This is a genomic window from Thermoflexus sp. (genome assembly GCF_034432235.1).
Classification (GTDB): domain Bacteria; phylum Chloroflexota; class Anaerolineae; order Thermoflexales; family Thermoflexaceae; genus Thermoflexus.
In genome coordinates this window covers 71,200-88,859 of record NZ_DAOUCJ010000065.1, presented here as the reverse complement: position 1 = coordinate 88,859, position 17,660 = coordinate 71,200, and the positions used below count along the sequence as shown (strand labels likewise).

General features: G+C 66.6%; 15 protein-coding genes. All 15 read left to right on the top strand.

From position 1 onward, the window contains the following. Window positions 1–141: 141 nt before the first annotated feature. The 15 genes from VAE54_RS08135 (at window position 142) to VAE54_RS08065 (ending at window position 17,659) form a co-directional block, all read left to right on the top strand. On the top strand, window positions 142–816 hold the full coding sequence (locus VAE54_RS08135; protein ID WP_322801454.1) for a hypothetical protein: 675 nt from the start codon (window positions 142–144) through the stop codon (window positions 814–816). Window positions 817–862: 46 nt separating this feature from the next. Further along, the gene (locus VAE54_RS08130) at window positions 863–1,822 is read left to right on the top strand and encodes a glycosyltransferase (protein WP_322801453.1); all 960 of its coding nucleotides are present in this window, start codon (window positions 863–865) and stop codon (window positions 1,820–1,822) included. Between the two features lie 114 nt (window positions 1,823–1,936). Next, a complete protein-coding gene (locus tag VAE54_RS08125; RefSeq protein ID WP_322801452.1) occupies window positions 1,937–3,541 on the top strand; it encodes an FAD-binding oxidoreductase in 1,605 nt (534 codons plus the stop codon). A gap of 175 nt (window positions 3,542–3,716) precedes the next feature. Beyond that, a complete protein-coding gene (locus tag VAE54_RS08120) occupies window positions 3,717–4,787 on the top strand; it encodes a LacI family DNA-binding transcriptional regulator (protein WP_322801451.1) in 1,071 nt (356 codons plus the stop codon). Then, complete coding sequence (locus VAE54_RS08115) at window positions 4,784–5,764, top strand: sugar ABC transporter substrate-binding protein (RefSeq protein WP_322801450.1); 981 nt, start codon at window positions 4,784–4,786, stop codon at window positions 5,762–5,764. Before VAE54_RS08120 ends, VAE54_RS08115 begins: the two co-directional genes overlap by 4 nt. Window positions 5,765–6,002: 238 nt before the next feature. Continuing rightward, a complete protein-coding gene (locus tag VAE54_RS08110) occupies window positions 6,003–7,007 on the top strand; it encodes an ABC transporter permease (protein WP_322801449.1) in 1,005 nt (334 codons plus the stop codon). Between the two features lie 8 nt (window positions 7,008–7,015). Next, window positions 7,016–7,786 carry an ATP-binding cassette domain-containing protein gene (locus VAE54_RS08105; protein WP_322801448.1) on the top strand — a complete coding sequence of 257 codons (771 nt, stop codon included), beginning with the start codon at window positions 7,016–7,018 and terminating at the stop codon, window positions 7,784–7,786. After that, window positions 7,783–8,985: a scyllo-inosose 3-dehydrogenase gene (gene iolM, locus VAE54_RS08100; RefSeq protein WP_322801447.1), complete on the top strand. Its 1,203-nt coding sequence runs from the start codon at window positions 7,783–7,785 to the stop codon at window positions 8,983–8,985. Before VAE54_RS08105 ends, iolM begins: the two co-directional genes overlap by 4 nt. A 15-nt stretch (window positions 8,986–9,000) precedes the next feature. Beyond that, window positions 9,001–10,026 carry an alcohol dehydrogenase catalytic domain-containing protein gene (locus tag VAE54_RS08095; protein ID WP_322801446.1) on the top strand — a complete coding sequence of 342 codons (1,026 nt, stop codon included), beginning with the start codon at window positions 9,001–9,003 and terminating at the stop codon, window positions 10,024–10,026. A 74-nt stretch (window positions 10,027–10,100) separates the two neighbouring features. After that, the gene (iolN, locus tag VAE54_RS08090; protein WP_322801445.1) at window positions 10,101–11,075 is read left to right on the top strand and encodes a 3-dehydro-scyllo-inosose hydrolase; all 975 of its coding nucleotides are present in this window, start codon (window positions 10,101–10,103) and stop codon (window positions 11,073–11,075) included. Window positions 11,076–11,122: 47 nt separating this feature from the next. Next, complete coding sequence (locus VAE54_RS08085) at window positions 11,123–12,550, top strand: tagaturonate epimerase family protein (RefSeq protein ID WP_322801444.1); 1,428 nt, start codon at window positions 11,123–11,125, stop codon at window positions 12,548–12,550. Between the two features lie 99 nt (window positions 12,551–12,649). Beyond that, complete coding sequence (locus tag VAE54_RS08080; RefSeq protein ID WP_322801443.1) at window positions 12,650–13,660, top strand: D-isomer specific 2-hydroxyacid dehydrogenase family protein; 1,011 nt, start codon at window positions 12,650–12,652, stop codon at window positions 13,658–13,660. A gap of 30 nt (window positions 13,661–13,690) precedes the next feature. Beyond that, entirely contained in the window at window positions 13,691–15,178 is a 1,488-nt protein-coding gene (locus VAE54_RS08075; RefSeq protein WP_322801442.1) for a gluconokinase, read from the top strand. Window positions 15,179–15,349: 171 nt separating this feature from the next. Further along, window positions 15,350–16,762, top strand: a complete 1,413-nt coding sequence (gndA, locus tag VAE54_RS08070) for an NADP-dependent phosphogluconate dehydrogenase (protein ID WP_322801441.1) — start codon at window positions 15,350–15,352, stop codon at window positions 16,760–16,762. A gap of 75 nt (window positions 16,763–16,837) precedes the next feature. Next, complete coding sequence (locus VAE54_RS08065) at window positions 16,838–17,659, top strand: SDR family oxidoreductase (protein ID WP_322801440.1); 822 nt, start codon at window positions 16,838–16,840, stop codon at window positions 17,657–17,659. The last annotated feature ends 1 nt before the right edge of the window (window position 17,660 follow it).

Below are 17,660 nucleotides of genomic sequence, written 5' to 3'. Positions count from 1 at the left end.
CAGGGCCCCTGTTCCTCACCGGATCCCCACGGGATGCCCCCGTCGTTCCGCCTCATCGGCCACTGGCGCTCCCGCTTCCGCGCGTGTAAAATTTTTCTGGAATTTTCGGAAAATCCCTTCATCACCGGATAGGCAGCGGCGATGCGCGCGCTGACCCGACGTCAACGGGAGTTCCTGGCGGCCTTCCTCCGGTTGTATCGGCGGTGGCGGAAGCCCCTTCATTACGGGGCAGTCGCTCGCGCGTTGCGCATCGGACAGGCCACCGCCTATGAGATGCTGGCGCTGTTCGAGCGCGTCGGCCTGGTGGAACGGCAATATGCCCACCCAACCGGCCCGGGCCGGCCCCGGGTGATGTTCCGCCCGACCGTTCAAGCCCGCCGCGTTCTGAGCGACATCTGGGAGGCCCGGATCTGGCGGGATACGCGGACCCGGTTGTGGGGTGAGCTGCGGGAGCTGCAGGCCCGGATGGATCCCGCCACGCTGCTTCAGTGGTTGCTTTCCATTCCGATGGAGGGACCGGTATCTGAAGGGATGGCCCGTATGGCCGCTGGGTTGATGCTGGTCTTCCGCCTGCTGCAGCAGGGAAGGAATGAGGGGCGGATTTTCCTTCGGGGTCGGGCGCTGGACCTGGGGGCTCTGGCCGGCCTCAGCGCCGCCCTGGTCGCCCTGAGCCACGCAGAGCCCCATCAGGTCCAGGCGCTGATGGCGCGGGTCCGATGGTTCCAGGAACAGTGGGATCGCCTGGATCCCCTCGATCGACGTCGGTTATCCCGGTTCGCGCATCAGATCCTGCGAGAGACAGGGGGAATCGGATGAAGTGTCGGGGCGCACGGCCGTGCATCCCTGCGGGAGGTGGCGGATGATGATCAGTGTGATTATCCCGACCCTGAACGAGGCGGCCTATCTTCCGCATCTGCTGGAAGCGCTGGCGCGCCAGACGCGACAGCCGGACGAGGTGATCGTGGCCGACGCAGGCTCGAGGGACGGGACGCCGGAGATCGCCCGGGCCTGGGGCGCCCGGGTGGTCCCTGGGGGGCGGCCGGCCGTCGGTCGGAACGCCGGGGCGCGCGTCGCCCGGGGAACATGGCTGGTGTTTCTGGATGCCGATGTGGTTCCCCGGCCGGATTTCCTGGAGAAGGCCATGCGGGAGATCGAGGCCCGGCGTCTGGACATCGCCACCTGCCTGATGGAGCCCCTGAGCCCCCGACCGACGGATCGGGTGTTCCATGAAGTGGCCAACGGATACCTCCTGGCGTTGCAGTGGATCTCCCCCCGCGCCCCCGGGTTCTGCATTCTGGTCCGCCGGGATCTGCACGAGACCATCGGTGGGTTCGATGAAACGCTGCTCCTGGCGGAAGACCACGATTACGTGCGACGGGCGTCCCGTTACGGCCGGTTCGGGGTCCTCACTACGGTTCGGATCCCGGTATCCACTCGGCGGCTGGAGGAGGAGGGCGTCTTCCCCTTGCTGCTGAAATATCTCTGGGCGGAGGCCCATGTATGGGCCGGGCGGCCCATCCGATCGCTTCCCTTCGATTACGCGTTCGGGCATCACCGCCCATCCGCACGTCCAGGTGGATACGCGGAAGGGGAAGAAGAGGGGAAGGGGACATGGCTGGCTTGGCCGCCCGTCCTCCATCCTCGATCCATGATGCGAAGGATCGGAAGCCGCTCGGGACCCCTTCCAGTGCCCTGGAGGTGGAGGCTTCTTTCGGGAGATCGGCCTCTGCGGGCCTCCCGGCCGAAGGCCCATGAGGGGCGACTCGAGTCATCTGCCGGGGGCCGCCTGCTGCCCTCACCCCCCTCCTCTGGAGACCGGTAGGAGGAGCTTTCGCTCTAACCTGTAGTCGCCGCTGAAGCGGATTCTATCGATGCGGCCTGTATCCTCACCCATTGATCATTTACACGGGCGAAGCGCCAGCTCGGAGGGCCTGGCATGCCGGATCGCCTGCGGAAATGGAACGGCTGGGGGTATGAAGGGGAAGGGATCCCGGCGGAGCGGGTCGCCCGCTGGTTGAAAGCGGTGGAGCCATGGCTGCGGGTCTCCCCGGAGGATTACCAGCCGCCCGTCCCCCTGGAGTCCCTTCAGGTTCCTCCATCCCGCATCGCCCTGGAGATCCCGGGTTTTCAGGGCACCCTCCTGGCCACGGATGATGAGCGGGCGCTGCACGCAGCCGGGCGGAGTTTCGGGGATCTGGTGCGGTTGCGGACCGGGCGGGATCTCGGTTTCCCCGACGCGGTGGCCTATCCAGAGGATGAAGCGGATCTCCTCCGCCTGATGGAGGTTGCCGAGCGCCGATCCATTGCGCTCATTCCCTATGGAGGCGGGACCTCGGTCGTTGGCGGGGTGGAGCCCGCTGTTCCCCCTGGCTTCCAGGGGGTCCTCTCGGTGGATCTCGCCCGGATGAATCGAATTCGATTCCTTGATCCCTCCGGCCGTCGGGTTCGGGTGCAGGCGGGGATTCGCGGGCCGGATCTGGAGGAAGCGCTGCGGGCGCATGGCCTGGCCTTCCGGCATTATCCCCAGTCCTTCGCGATGTCGACGCTGGGGGGCTGGATCGCGACGCGGGCGGCGGGGCATTTCTCCACCGCGTGGGGAAGGATCGAGCATCGCGTGGAAAGCCTGCGCGTGCTCACCCCCCGCGGGGTTCTGGAGACCCGGGAGGTGCCCGCCTCGGCCTCGGGGCCGGATGTGCGGTCGTGGATGATGGGGAGCGAGGGGGCGTTTGGATTCATCACCGAGGCGGTGGTGCGGGCGGTGCGGCCGCCGGTCGCCAAGCGGGCGGGCGGTTTTCGTTTCCCGGAGTTCTCGGCCGGTCTGGAGGCCATGCGGCGGATTCTGCAGGCGGGCTTGATGCCGGCCGTCCTCCGTCTGCTCGATGAATATGAGGTAGCGATCAGCGCCGTCCTCGCCGGTCGTCCGCTGGAACCGGGCGCCTTGCTGCACATCAGCCTGGAGATCGAAGATCCCGAGGATGTGCATCGGGCGGAGGCGGAATGGCGTTCGGCCCTCCGATGGATCGAACGGGCGGGGGGCATTCCAGCGCCCGAGGCCGTGGAGACGTGGAAACGGGCCTACTTCGAACAGCCTTACTGGCGCGATGTCATGATCGATTTCGGCCTGCTCCTGGATACGGTGGAGACCGCTGTGCCGTGGCCCCGGGTGGAGGAAACCGTGCGGACCGTGCGGGAGCGATTGCTCCAGCGGATCGATCGCTGGTCGCCGGTCGGTGGGGTGATGTGTCGGGTGACGCATGGCTATCCGGACGGATGCGCCCTGTATTTTACTTTCTTCGCCCGTCCACCCCGGGAAGCGCTACACGAGGCGTGGCGGGATCTCCAGCAGACGGCCCTGGAGGCGTTTCTGGGGTGCGGGGGGACCATCACCCATCACCATGGAACGGGACGGGATTTCCGATCGTTCCTGGTCGCCGAGCATGGCCCCCTGGCTCTGGATCTCCTGCGGCGCGTGAAGACGGCCCTGGATCCGGCCGGGATCATGAACCCGGGCGTGCTGGTGGCCCCCGCGCCGCACGGGTAGTCCGCGCGGCGCCGAACGATATCGCTTCCCTATATATCTCCTCCGGGCTTTTCCCCCGCCCTCTGACAGCGGGCTCTCCTGGAAGACCGGGAAGCCATGACGCCGCAACCCCTTGACAGAATCGGCCGCCCTGGATATCATTGGAAGCAAATTGCACACGTGTGCAAGCCCCTCGATGGGTCGACGCGCTTCCCGGCGGGTTTCGATCAAGGATATCGCTCGAAAGGCCGGCGTCTCCCATTCCACGGTCTCGCGAGCGTTGCGGGGGAGCCCCCTGGTCAATCCGCGCACCGCCGAGCGGATCCGCCGGCTGGCGGCGCGGATGGGCTATGTGCCCAACGCCGCGGCGCGGAGCCTGGTCACCACCCGCACCTCCATCATCGGCCTGGTCATCACCACCCTGGCGGATCCCTTCCTGGCGGAGATCGTCCGTGGGGTGGAGGAGGTGGCCCTGGAGGCGGGCTATCGCCTGTTCCTGGCCACCTCCAATGCGGATCCCGAGCGGGAGATGGCGGCGGTGCGGGCCCTGGCCGAGAGCCGGGTGGAGGGGGTGATCGTGGCTTCCTCCCGGGTCGGAGACCTTTACCTTCCCCACCTGGAGGCCCTGGGCGTTCCCATCGTGCTGATCAACAACCAGCGGGAGGAGCCCTTTATCTATTCCGTGGCCTCGGACAGCCGTCAGGGGGCCGTGGAGGCGGTTTCCTACCTGGTGCGGCTGGGCCACACCCGCATCGCCTACATCGCCGGCCCGCCGACAGCGCGCTCCAATCGGGAGCGTCTGGCCGGCTATCAGGAGGCGATGGCGCAGGCCGGCCTCTCCGTAGATCCCGCCTGGATCGTGGAGGGGAACGGCCGGCCGGAAGGGGGTGAATGGGGGATCCGGCGCCTGCTGGAGGTCCCGCGCCGGCCGACCGCCGTGTTCTGCTACAACGATATGACGGCCATTGGGGCTCTGCGGGCTGCCCGCGCGGCCGGCCTGCGCGTCCCCGAGGATCTTTCCATCATCGGCTTCGATGATATCCTCTTCGCCGCCTACACGGAGCCCCCTTTGACCACTGTCGCCCAGCCCAAGTATGAGATGGGGCGGACCGCTATGAGCGTGCTGTTGCGGTTGCTTCAAGGGGAGCGAACGCCGGCCCATCTGCGGCTGCCCTGCCGCCTGGTGGAGCGCGCCTCCTGCGGCCCGCCCCTGGAAAGCGCTGTTCCGATCGCCCCCCATCTTCTGGCTGAAAGGAGGTTGCCATGATTCGCGTCGTCCGCCGATGGATCCCTCTCTTCCTGATTCTGGGTCTGTTGCTGGGCGCTTGTGCTCCGGCCACGCCCGCCGCCACCCCTCCGAAGAAAGAGTTCACGTTCTATATCGTCTCCCATGGGGGCCCCGCGGATCCCTTCTGGGGGGTAGTGATCAAAGGGATGAACGACGCCGCCAAGGTCTACCCGGTGGAGGCCAAATACTTCGGACCGGAGAAGTTCTCCGTTCAGGAACTGGTGAACCTCCTCAACAGCGCCATCGCCGCCAAGCCGGACGGACTGGCGGTGACGATCACGGACCCCAAGGCCCTGGATGAGCCGCTGCGCCGGGCGATCCAGCAGGGCATCCCGGTGGTGGCCATCAATGTCGCGGATCCGCGCCCGGAGGGCGAGCGCATCCCCTATATGTTCTACATCGGCATGGATGAGTATCTAGGGGGGCTCCGGGCGGCCCAGCGGATGCTGGCTGTGCGCACACCCACGCGGGCCGTTTGCGCCATTCATGAGGTCGGCCACGTGGGCCTGGAGGCCCGCTGCCAGGGCTTCCTGGATGGGATGAAAGGGAAGAACGTGCCGGTGGAGAAGCTGGATATCGGCACGGATCCCACCAAGGCGGTGGAGGCCCTGAAGGCTTACTTCACCCGCAACCCGGATACGGATGCCCTCCTCACCCTCGGCCCCCTGGGCACGGACCCGGCGGTGAAGTTCCTGAAGGAAAACAACCTGGTCGGCAAGGTGCTCCACGGAACGTTTGATCTGCACCCCGGGACGCTGTCGGCGATCAAGGAGGGGGTGACGTTGTTCGCCATCGATCAGCAGCAATACCTGCAGGGCTACATGGCCATCACCTGGCTCTATCTTTACAAGAAATACGGGCTGCGCCCGGCCAACGACGTGCTGACCGGGCCGGGCTTTGTGGATAAGGACAATGTGAGCCTGGTGGAGGCGCTGATCAAGCAGGGCATCCGTTAAACCCCGGTCCTGGGCGTGGGGCGAAGCGCGCATCTGTCGGACCTCTCGAACGGCTTAGTGGGCCGGGCCGATCGCCTTCGGACGCCGGCCCGGCCCGCATGGATGTTTCCGGCTTTCCCTCTGTGGCCGGAAGGGCGAGGAATGAGGAGAGGATAGGGAACGAGGGGAGGCCTCCGGTCTTCCCGATCGGGGCCTGATGGCGCAGATCCGAATGAAAGGATGGCGGAGCGCTTCCGCAATGGACCCACAAGCCGTTGAGGCGCGCGGGCAGGCGCGGACCCGTCTGTGGGCGCGAGGGATTACGCTGGCGGAGCTGCGGCGATACCCGGAGGTGGGGGCGCTGGCCGGTTTCCTCGCGGTCTTTTTCGGCTTTGCCATTGTGGCCCCTCACTTCCTCACCCTGGGCTCCCTGGCCGGGATTATGACCATCGCCGCCGAGCTGGGGCTGGTGGCGGTGGGCGTCACGCTGTTGATGATCGCCGGGGAGTTCGATCTCTCGGTGGGATCCGTGCTGGGGGTCTCGGCGATGGTGTTCGCATTGATGGCCCGGGCGGGGATCCCGCATCTCCTCGCGTTTCTCGCGGCCCTGGCTCTGGCCGCGGCGATCGGCGCGCTGAACGGCTGGGTGGTGACCCGCGGCCGGCTGCCCTCGTTCATCGTCACCCTGGGATCCATGATGTTCTGGCGAGGGGTGCTGCTGGCGGTGACCGGGGGGTTCCCCATCGCCTACGAAGAGCAATCCCTGCTGATGTTTGTCCTCTCCGGCCGGCTCCCCGGCGGTTTCCACGCCTCGGCCCTCTGGTTCCTGGGTGTGGCCCTGATCGCCACCCTGGTGCTCACCCGCACGCCCTTCGGCAACGCGATCTTCGCTTCGGGGGGCAACCCCCAGGCGGCCCGGGCCCTGGGGGTGGAGGTGGCAAGGGTGAAACAGGTCGGGTTCATCCTGACGGCGGTTCTGGCGGGCCTGACGGGCATCATCCAGTTCAGCCGCTTCGGGTCGGTAGATCCCCTGCGGGGGGAGGGGGTGGAGTTGGAAGCCATCGCGGCCACGGTGACGGGCGGGACCCTGCTCACGGGGGGCTATGGCAGTGTGATCGGCACAGTGCTCGGGGCGCTGATCGTAGGGATGGTCCGCAACGGCCTGGTGCTGGCGGGCGCGCCGGCCTACTGGTATCGGGCGTTCATCGGGCTGGTCCTGGTCGGAGCGGTGATCATCAATCTGCGGATCCGGCGATCGGGGTGAGGGCGCTGATGAGCGAAGGACGCTGGCTGGTGGAGATGCGGGGGATCGTCAAGCGGTTCGACGGTGTGGAGGCCCTGGCCGGGGTGGATTTCGCGGTGGGCTATCAGGAGGTGGTGGGCCTCCTGGGGGATAACGGGGCCGGGAAATCCACGCTGATCAAGATCCTCACCGGGGTCTATCCGCCGGATGCCGGCGAGATCTATTTCGAGGGCCGTCCGGTTCGCTTCCGCTCGCCTCGCGAGGCGCGGGCGCTGGGCATTGAGACGGTTTACCAGGATCTGGCCCTGGTGGAGATGATGAGCATCGCCCGGAATTTCTTCCTGGGCCGGGAGCCCGTGCAGCGGGTCGGGCCTTTCTCGTTCCTGAATATGCGGGAGATGGAAGCGGTCACCCGCCGGGTGCTGGAGGAGATCGGCATCCGGGTCCGTTCGGTGTGGGAGCCCGTCTCCGTGCTATCGGGCGGGGAACGGCAATCGATCGCCATCGGCCGCGCCCTTCACTTCGGCGTGCGCTTGCTGATCCTCGACGAACCCACTTCCGCCCTCTCGATCAAAGAGACCCGCAAGGTGCTGGGGTATGTGGAGGAGGTCCGCCGGCGGGGCCTCTCGGTGATCTTCATCACCCATAACATCTATCACGTCTATCCCGTGGCGGATCGCCTGGTCATCTTAAGCCATGGCCGCAAGATCGGGGATTTCCGCAAAACGGATATCTCGCCGGAGATGGTCGCCGAGCTCATCGCCGGCGGGATCACCCTTCCTGAGGAGGGAAAGCCATGAAAGCCGTGGTGGTGGAGGCCCAGTGGGACCCGCGTCCGGGTTATCCGCTCTCGGACTGGGAGCGGGAGACCGGCAAGGCGATCACCGGGGCCAGCGTCTGGCGGTATCCTCGTTTCTCCATCCAGGAGGTCCCGGACCCCACGCCGGGCCCGGAGGAGGTGGTGATCCGCGTGAAGGCCTGTGGGGTGTGCGGGTCGGATCTCCATTTCTATGAGACCGATGCCGAGGGCTACATCCTGTATCCCGGCCTGGTGAGGTTCCCGGTGATCCCAGGCCATGAGTTCTCCGGGGAAGTGGTCGCGGTGGGGAAGGAGGTGCGGGATCTGCGGCCGGGGGACATGGTGACTTCCGAAGAGATGTTGTGGTGCGGGGTGTGCACGCCGTGCCGCAGCGGCTTCTTCAACCACTGCACCAACCTGGAGGAGCTGGGGTTCACGGTGCCCGGAGCCATGGCCGAGTATGTGGCGGTCCAGGCCAAATACTGCTGGAAGATCGACGCCATTGCCGAGCGTTATGGAGATGTCGACAGGGCTTACGAAGCGGGTTCCCTGGTGGAGCCGACCAGTGTGGCCTACAACGGGATCTTCGTCCGCGCGGGCGGGTTCCGCCCCGGAGCCTATGTGGCGGTCTTCGGGGCAGGGCCCATCGGCCTGGCGGCGATCGCCCTCTCCCGGGCGGCGGGCGCCGGGAAGGTGATCGCGTTTGACGTGAGCCCTTCGCGGCGGGAGATGGCGCTGCGGATGGGCGCGGATGCGGCCTTCGACCCCCGCGAGGTGGCGCCCCGCGAGGCGATCCGGGAAGTGACCCGCGGGGAAGGGGCGGATGTGCTGGTGGAGGCGGCGGGGGCGCCCCTGCGGACGTTGCCAGAGATGGAGAAAGCCATGGCCATCAACGGGCGGATCGTGATCATCGGTCGAGCCGCCGAACGGGTGCCGCTCTATCTGGAGGTCCTGCAGGTGCGACGGGGGCAGATCTTCGGCTCCCAGGGCCATTCGGGCGATGCGATCTTCCCCAGCGTGATCCGGATGATGGCCGCCGGGTTGATCGATATGACCCGCATCATCACCGCCCGCTATCCCCTGGATCGGGCGGTGGAAGCGGTGGAGCGGCTGAGCCAGCGGATTGACGCGAAGATCACGATCAAGCCGGATCTGCGGGCGGTGCCGGAAGCCGAGCCGGCGGCCGCCGCGACCGCCTGATCGGAGGATACCGGCATGGCCGAACGGATGCCGGCGGTGGTGTTCCTCGGAGAAGGACGGTGGGCGCTGGAGGAGCGGCCGGTCCCTTCCCTGCGCAACCCGGATGACGTCCTCCTTCAGGTGGAGGCCTGCGGGATCTGCGGCACCGATCTGCACATCCTGGAGGTGCCGCCGGGCCATCCCGCGACCCCGGGGGTGATCCTGGGCCACGAGGTGATCGGCCGGGTCGTGGAGGTCGGTCCGGCGGCGGCCCATCTGCGGCCGGGGGATCGGGTGGCGGTGGCGCCGAATCTGTATTGCGGGGTTTGCCCTTTCTGCCAGCGGGGTCTCTTCAACCATTGCGAACGGTTCACCACGCTGGGGATTTTCCTGGACGGAGGCCTGGCCCCTTATGAGGTGGCCCCCGCGCGGGCCCTCTTTCCGATCTCCCCGGAGGTCCCCCTGGAGCGAGCAATCTTCACCGAAGTGCTTTCCACGGTGGTAGGCGGAACCCTTCAGGCCCGTTTGCATCCGGGGGAGCATGCGGTGGTGCTGGGTTGCGGGCCGGTCGGTCTGCTGTTCATTCAGGTCCTCCGGGCGGGCGGGGCCGCGAGCGTGGTCGCGGCGGACGTCGCGCCGTTCCGCCGGGAGTTCGCGCGGCGGGCGGGGGCGGATTGGGCGGTGGACCCCCGGGAGCAGGATCTGGAGGGGCTGGTTCGGGAGGTCACCAGGATCGGGGCGGATGTGGTGGTGGATGCGGTGGGATCGTTGATCGGGACCGCCCTGCGCCTGGTGCGGCCGGGGGGGACGGTGATCCTCTTCGGGATGAACGCCCGGGCCCGGGCGGAGATCGCCCAGTATGACATTACCCGTCGGGAGATCCGGGTGGTGGGCAGCTATGTCGGCCGCCACACTTTCCCTCTGGCCATCCAGATGCTGGAGCGTGGGGTGATCCATCCCGAGGCGCTGGTCACCCACCGCCTGCCGCTCTCCCGCTTCGGGGAGGGGCTGGAGCATTTGCGCCGGGGAGAGGCGGTGAAGGTGATGATGGTGCCCGGGTGAGGGGCGGCCATCCTGCCCCCCTGAATGAAGACCAGCGGCGGATATCCCAACACCAACAGGCGGAGGTTCTCGCGATGAGCAAGTGGCAGATCCCGCCGGAAGGCGGCCATATGGATCGGCCAACGGGGATTTACTTCCAGAACATGACCGGCAAGCAGGTCATGGAGCGCCTGAAGCAGAACGACCTGATCATCATCCCGGTGGGCGCGACGGAGGCCCACGGCCCCCACGCGCCCTACGGGGAGGACGTCTTCTTGGTCACCCGGATGGCCGAACAGGTGGCCCTGCGCACCGGGTGCACGGTGAGCCAGCCGTTGTGGTTCGGCTCCCACCCTTATCACCACATGGGAATGCCGGGGACCATCGTGGTGCCCGAGGATGTGTTCGTCGGGATGCTGACGGCGATCATCGCCGGGTTCTGGAACGCGGGCTTCCGCAAGCAGATCATCCTGAACGGCCATGGGCAGGAATATGTGATCCCTATCGCCATCCACCGTTTCGCCAAGATCTACAAGGTGCCGGCGATCATCGTCAACGTCAACTGGTATCACGCCATCCCTGATCACTTCAAACTGAAATCCGAGGGCGGCCCCTACGAGACCCATTTCATTCACGGGGATGAGGTGGAGACCAGCTGGAGCCTGGCCCTGTTCCCCGAGTTCATTCGCATGGAGGATGCGGTGGACACGGAGCCTTACAGCTTCCTGCCCACGGACAGCGAGCACATCGATAAGGCGGGGAATCTGCTGCGCAAACCCATCGCCTGGTATGCGCAGGTGGGCCTGCGGCCGATCGAGGTCAAGGCCTACCAGCCGGGCGTGGTGGGGAAGGCAACCCTGGCCAGCGCGGAGAAGGCGAAGCCGGGGGTGGAGCAACTGCTAAATTACCTGGAGAAGCTGGTGCGGGACATCCTGGAGGCCTTCCCACCGGGGAAGCTTCCGCCGCTGGAGGGGGTGACCGAGCGGGAACGGGAGATGCTGGAGCCCTACCTCAAGATGCCCTTCGAGCCCGGCTGGCGGAGCCTGTATGAGCTGCATTATCCGATGTGAAGGCGGCTTGCGCTGAGCGGATCGAAATATCGTTGCATGGAGGATGGGTGAACCCCTGCGCAGAGATGCTCAGCGACGCGCTGCGGGAGCGCGGATTTCGTCTCCTGCCCGGCTCGCTTCGGGAGATCCCCGGACGGGGCTGGGTGTTCGCCGCGCGCGGTCCTGGGAGGAGGGCGGTAGGGTGGGCGAGCGAGGTGGGATTTCCGCCCCTGGTCGCCCCGCTGCTCCCTGAGCCGATCCCCGTGGGCCGCTATCGGGTGAATCTCTATCCCTGGATATGGGAGAACTATCTCGCGCTTCGGCATGTGCTGTCGCTGACCCCCCAGCGCTGCGACCGGCCGGCGTCCTTCGGGGCTGGGGATCGCCTGGGGATAGCGACCGCTGCTCAGATCGCGGCCATGCGACGATACCCGGTCTTCCCCGTGCTGGCCCAGCAGTCGCCCCGGGAGCTGGCCCGCACCGGCCGGGATTTCCAGTCCGTCCTGCTGGATGCCGCATGGGGGGTGCTGGAGGCCGGCTACACGGGTCCTTTCGGAGCGGATGCCGATCACCTGCAGGAGGAGGAGCAGCTCCACGCGGCGGCCGCCGCCGGTTACTCTCTTTACACCTTCGACCTCCGCCGGGCTCTGGCCCGGGGCCCCCACCCCTGGGAGGAGCTCCCCGCCCGTGCCCGATCCGTGGTTGCCGAGCTGGCCGGACGTCGGATCGAGACGCCGAGGGGCTCCTGGATCCTCCAGGAATCTGCCCTGCATGAGGCGGCCTGCCGGTATACGCCGGCCCTCGAGGACGTGGTTCGCTGGGCCGGGATCCTCCGCGATCAGGGGATCGAGGCCGACCTGGAGGTGTCGGTGGACGAGACGGAGGAGGAAACCCCTCCGGAAGCCCACGCCTTCATCGCCGTGTATCTGCAACGGCGAGGAGCCGCTCTCTGGAGCCTGGCCCCCCGGTTCCCGGGGATCTTCGAGAAGGCGGTCGATTATGAAGGAGACGTGGCGCGCTTTGCCCGCGCCGTGACCCTGCATGCGGCGGTGGCCCGGGCCTTCGGCGGCCATCGCTTGAGCCTCCACTCCGGAAGCGAGAAGTTCCGTATCCTCTCCATCTTCCGGGAGGCGACGGGTGGATGTTTCCATGTGAAAACCTCGGGGACCACATGGCTGCAGGCGGTGCGGGTCATTGCCCGTGTGCGCCCGGAGCTCTTCGCTGAGCTCTACGCCATCGCCCGCGCGCATCTGGAGGAAAGCCGCCGGGATTACCCGATCGCGTTGCGGCCGGAGGACCTCCCCACCGCTCTTCCCGGCGATCCGGAAGCTGCGCTGGCCGATCGCGCGGTGCGACAGCTCTTCCATATCTCTTATGGCGTATTGCTGCGCGAGCGTGGGATGGCGATCCGGGAGCTCCTGGAAAGCCACGAGGCGGAACACGATGCCGCCGTCCGGGAGAACCTGGAGCGCCATCTGGAAACCCTGCTAAAATAGCCCGGAGGTCAAGGGAGCGTTTTATCGCCTGCCCTCGCCCGGGTGCGCATCGGCAGAAGACACGAGACCTTCCCATCCTCTGTGAGGAGAGCGCCCGCGGTGCGACCGCGCATCGCCGTCGTGAACTCCAGCAGCTTCGGTCGACACTTCCCGGAACACCTGGAGCGCCTGGCCGCCATGGGAGAGGTTCATCGGCTGGACTTCCCCTCGCAGATCGACGGCCGGTCCCTGGCGGCGGGGCTCCGCGGCTTCCAGATCCTCATCGTGAGCGTCACCCCACGGTTCGGCCCTGAGTTCTTCGCCCACAAGGATGAGACCTGGCTGATCGCTCGCCACGGCATCGGGGTGGATAACATCCACCTTCCTTCCGCAACCGCCCACGGAGTGCTGGTGACCCGGGTCACCCCCTGGATGGAGCGGGACGCTGTGGCGGAGCTGACGATCGCCCTGCTGCTCGCCGTCCTCCGTCGGATCCCGGAGGCCGCCGCCGCCGTGCGGGAGGGACGCTGGGCCGAGCGGGCGGCCTTTGTCGGATGGGAGCTTCGGGGCAAGACCGTAGGGCTCATCGGCTTCGGGAACATCGGAAGCCGGGTAGGGGAGATCCTGGCGCGGGGCTTCCACGCCCGGGTTCTGGCCTTCGATCCCGGCGTGCCCTCCGAAGCGATTCGAGAGGCGGGGGCAGAGCCTGTGGCTCTGGAGGAACTGCTCCGGGAGGCCGACATCATCTCGCTGCATGCGGACCTCACCGAGGAAAACTTCCATATGCTCTCCCACGAGGCCTTCGCAGCGATGAAGCCGGGGGTGATCCTGGTGAACACGGCGCGGGGGGAGCTCATCGATGAGACCGCGCTGATGGCGGCCCTGGAATCCGGGCGCGTGGCCGGGGCCGCCCTGGATGTGGTGGAAGGGGAACCCATCGGCCCGGATCATCCCCTTCTCCGTTTCCCCAATGTGCTGATCGTCCCCCACATCGCCGCTTATACCCACGAGACGCTCCGGCGTATGGGGGAGAAGGTGATCGCCGATGTGGAGCGGGTGCTGCGAGGGGAGATCCCGGAGGAAGTGGTAAACCCCGAAGTCCTTCCCCGCGCCCGGGCGTTTCAGAAGTAATCCCCCCGGAGTCATGAGGGAACCGCAGATATGGCCCAGATTCTCGCGGTGGATATCGGCACCACCCATCTCAAGGCCGGGCGCTTCGGATGGGATGGGCAGCTCCATCAGGTGGTCGTCCGGGAGCTCCCGCTGATCCGGGACGAGACCGGACGGGCAGAGCATGACCCGGAGATCCTGTGGGATCAATGGGTGGAGGCCGTGCGGGAGGCCGCTGGAGAGGCCTCGGATGAGATCCGGTGGCTGGTCCTTTCCGCTTATCAGCTCGGCCTGATGCCGGTCGATGCGGCGGGTCGCCCCTTGATGGGGATGATGACCCTCCTGGACACCCGGCCCCAGGAGACGTTCCCGGGGTTGCTGGCCCGTATGGATATCGGAAGGATCTACCAGCGGACCGGGTGCCCGCCCCTCTTTCAATATCCGCTGGCCAAGCTGGAATGGCTTCGGGTTCGCCGGCCGGAGATCTTCCATCAGGCCCGCTGGTTTGTGGGGGCGAAAGATTTCCTCCTCTTCCGTCTTCTGGGAAGGTTCCTGACGGAGCCCTCCCTGGCTACCGCGACGCAGCTGATGAATGTGCACACTCTCCGATGGGATCCCGAGATCCTCTCCCTTGTGGAGCTGACGGAAGATCGCCTGCCGGAGGTGGTCCCTCCAGAAACCCGGATCGGCCCCTTGCGCCCCGAAGCCGCCAGGGCGCTTGGCCTCCGCCCGGACGTGGAGGTGATCGCGGGAGTCTATGATGGGGGAGCAGTGGGCCTGGGACTGGGGGCTGTGGCGTCCGGTGTCGGGGCGATGAACCTGGGGACCACGGCCATGATCCGTCTGGTCGCCGATCGCCCGATTCTGGATCGCTTTCCGCAGATGCGCCTGCAGACGTATTATCTGGCCGGAGGTCGCTGGTTTCCGGGCGGGGCCATTAACAACGCGGGAGGCGTTCTGCGGTGGTTGCGGGAGGCATTGCTGGGCCTGGAGTATGCGGAACAGGATGCTCTGGCCGAGGCCGTCGGGAGGCCGACCGGGCTTCTGTTTCTTCCCTTTTTAACTGGCGAGCGGTATCCAGGGATCAGCCATCTGGCCTCCGGGGTGATCTTCGGCTTGCGGGCTCATCACAGCCGGGGGCATCTCATCCGGGCCGCTATGGAAGGCGTGGCCTTCGCCCTCCGGCTGATCCTGGAGGCGCTGCGGGCCAGCGGTTTGCCCCCATTTCGGCTTCGGGCGGGCGGCGGGGGAACCCGTTCGGCCCTCTGGGTGCGCATCCTGGCTTCCGTGCTCCAGATCCCGGTGGAGATCCCGGAGGTTCTGGAGCCGGCTCTGACAGGAAGCGCTGCCCTGGCCCGGTTCGCGATCGGCGCGGCCCCGGATCTGCGATCCGCGGTCCGGGAGATGCCCGTGCGGATCTACGAACCGGTGGCGGATTGGGTTCCCACATATGAGCGGCAGTTCGAGCGCTTTCAGGCTTTGCTGGAGGATCTGGAGGCGGCGTTCCGCCGCCATCAGGAGGCCATGGACCTCCGATGAGGCCCGGGTTGTGTTCCGCTCGCGCCCAAACGCGCAAGTGGGTGTTTGCTCGTATATTTGGCAGCCGGATGGAGCGTTCATGGGTGGGGTTCCCGGTAGTCTTGCTCCATGTGGTGAGCGTCCGTAAATTCGGTGTAATACCAAGATTTGTCCCCCACGGAGCAAACGATCATGCGGAACAGTGGCGAGATCGGGATCGTCGGTCTGGCGGTGATGGGCCAGAACCTGGCCCTGAATTTCGCGCGGCACGGATTCCGGGTGTGCGTCTACAACCGGACCCGGGAGCGGACCGAGGCGTTCCTGCGGGATCGCGTGCGGGACGAGCCGATCATCCCCGCCTACACCCTGCAGGAATTCGTGCAGTGCCTGGAACGCCCCCGCCGGATCCTGCTGATGGTCCAGGCCGGGTCGGCGGTGGATCAGATGATCGAGGCGTTGCTTCCCCTCCTGGAGCCGGGGGATCTGGTGATGGATGGCGGAAACTCCCATTACGCGGATACCGAACGTCGCATGCAGGAGCTGGCCGCCCATGGGATCCGGTTCCTGGGGGTGGGGATCAGCGGGGGGGAGAAAGGGGCCTTGCTGGGCCCCTCGATCATGCCGGGTGGGTCCCCTGAAGCCTATGCCATGGTCGAGGGGATGCTCATCGGTATCGCCGCGCAGAGCGAGGAGGGCCCCTGCTGCGCCTATATGGGTCGGGGCGGGGCCGGGCATTACGTGAAGATGGTGCATAACGCCATCGAATACGCCTTCATGCAGGGCATCGCCGAGGCCTATGATTTTATGAAGACGGCCATGGGGATGCCCGTCGAAGCGATCGCGGAAACCTTCGAGCGCTGGAACGAGGGGACGTTAAACGCCTTCCTCACGGAGCTGGCCGCCCGCGTCCTGCGCTACCGGGATCCCGAGAGCGGGGAACCACTGGTGGAGCGGATCATGGATCGCGCGGAGCAGAAAGGGACAGGGCGGTGGGCGGCCCAGAGCGCGCTGGAGCTGGGCGTGCCCGTTCCCACCCTCACCGCGGCGGTGATCGCGCGGACCCTCTCCCATTTCAAGGCGGATCGGGAGCGAATCGGGGCCGGGTTCCCATGGCCGGATCCGCGTCCCGGGTCTTCCTCAGAAGGCATCCTGGCGGATCTGGAGGCGGCGCTGAATCTGGTGTTGCTTGCGGCTTTCTCTCAGGGGCTCTGGCTGCTAAGCGAAGCCTCTCAGGTCTATCACTATGGAACGGATCGAGCGGAGGTCCTGCGGATCTGGCGGGCCGGCTGTATCATCCGCGCCCGCTGGCTGGGGTTCCTTCGGGAGATCGTGCGGGAGGACCCGGAGGATCCGCATCTTCTGTTCAGCGCGCGCTTCCGGGCCGAGCTGCAGCAGCGCCTGCCGGCGGCCGGGCGGATCTTGCGCTGGGCTTTCGAGGCGGGGATCCCGATGCCCGCGCTGAGCACGGCCGTGGATTATGTGCTCTCCATGCGCCGTTCCCGGTTGCCGGCCAACCTCATCCAGGCCCAGCGGGATGCCTTCGGGGCCCATACCTACGAGCGGATCGATCGGCCCGGCGTTTTCCATACGGAGTGGCTGGATTGAGAAAGTATCTCATGGACGGGGAAGGGAGCTCTCTTCTTTCCAATTTCCGAAGGCGAGGCGTTCAGGAGGAACCTGATGAGCTATCTGGAAACCTTGTTTTCCCTGAAGGGGAAAGTCGCCTTGCTGACGGGGGGTGCTGGGGTTCTGGCCGGCGCGATCGCTCGCGGCCTGGGCCGGGCGGGGGCCCGCCTGGTGCTCACCGATATCCATCCTCTGGAGGGCCGCCTGGCGGAGTTGCAGGCGGAGGGCCTGGAGGCTTGCGGCTACCGGATGGATGTGCTCAACCGGGCGGAGATCGAGGCGGTCGCGGAACGGGTCCGGCAGGAGGCGGGGCCGGTGAGCATCCTGATCAACCTGGCCGGGGGGAATATGCCGGAGGCCACCGTCGGGCCGGAACGATCGTTCTTCGATCTGCCCCTGGAGGCCCTGGAGAAAGTGGTGGCCCTCAACCTTTTCGGCGGGGCGATCCTCCCCAGCCAGGTTTTCGCCCGACAGATGGTCGAGGCGGGCGAGGGGGTCATTATTAACGTCTCCTCCATGGCGGCCTTCCGCCCTCTGACCCGTGTGGTGGGGTATGCCGCGGCCAAGGCGGCAGTGAGCAATTTCACCCAGTGGCTGGCGGTGCATCTGGCCCAGGAATACTCCCCAAAGATCCGGGTGAACGCCATTGCCCCGGGGTTCTTCCTCACCCAGCAGAATCGATATCTGCTCCTGGATGAGCATGGGAACCTGACCCCTCGAGGCCGGGCGATCCTGGATCATACGCCCATGGGTCGGTTCGGGGATCCGGAGGATCTGATCGGCACGGTGATCTGGCTGGCTTCTCCGGCCAGCGCTTTTGTGACCGGGGTGGTGGTGCCGATCGACGGGGGATTCAACGCTTACGCAGGGGTTTGAA

Bases quoted from the DNA above. Each gene is read 5' to 3' on its own strand.
- VAE54_RS08135 (WP_322801454.1), top strand. From the start codon at position 142: ATGCGCGCGCTGACCCGACGTCAACGGGAGTTCCTGGCGGCCTTCCTC.
- VAE54_RS08130 (WP_322801453.1), top strand. From the start codon at position 863: ATGATCAGTGTGATTATCCCGACCCTGAACGAGGCGGCCTATCTTCCG.
- VAE54_RS08125 (WP_322801452.1), top strand. From the start codon at position 1,937: ATGCCGGATCGCCTGCGGAAATGGAACGGCTGGGGGTATGAAGGGGAA.
- VAE54_RS08120 (WP_322801451.1), top strand. From the start codon at position 3,717: ATGGGTCGACGCGCTTCCCGGCGGGTTTCGATCAAGGATATCGCTCGA.
- VAE54_RS08115 (WP_322801450.1), top strand. From the start codon at position 4,784: ATGATTCGCGTCGTCCGCCGATGGATCCCTCTCTTCCTGATTCTGGGT.
- VAE54_RS08110 (WP_322801449.1), top strand. From the start codon at position 6,003: ATGGACCCACAAGCCGTTGAGGCGCGCGGGCAGGCGCGGACCCGTCTG.
- VAE54_RS08105 (WP_322801448.1), top strand. From the start codon at position 7,016: ATGAGCGAAGGACGCTGGCTGGTGGAGATGCGGGGGATCGTCAAGCGG.
- iolM (WP_322801447.1), top strand. From the start codon at position 7,783: ATGAAAGCCGTGGTGGTGGAGGCCCAGTGGGACCCGCGTCCGGGTTAT.
- VAE54_RS08095 (WP_322801446.1), top strand. From the start codon at position 9,001: ATGGCCGAACGGATGCCGGCGGTGGTGTTCCTCGGAGAAGGACGGTGG.
- iolN (WP_322801445.1), top strand. From the start codon at position 10,101: ATGAGCAAGTGGCAGATCCCGCCGGAAGGCGGCCATATGGATCGGCCA.
- VAE54_RS08075 (WP_322801442.1), top strand. From the start codon at position 13,691: ATGGCCCAGATTCTCGCGGTGGATATCGGCACCACCCATCTCAAGGCC.
- gndA (WP_322801441.1), top strand. From the start codon at position 15,350: ATGCGGAACAGTGGCGAGATCGGGATCGTCGGTCTGGCGGTGATGGGC.
- VAE54_RS08065 (WP_322801440.1), top strand. From the start codon at position 16,838: ATGAGCTATCTGGAAACCTTGTTTTCCCTGAAGGGGAAAGTCGCCTTG.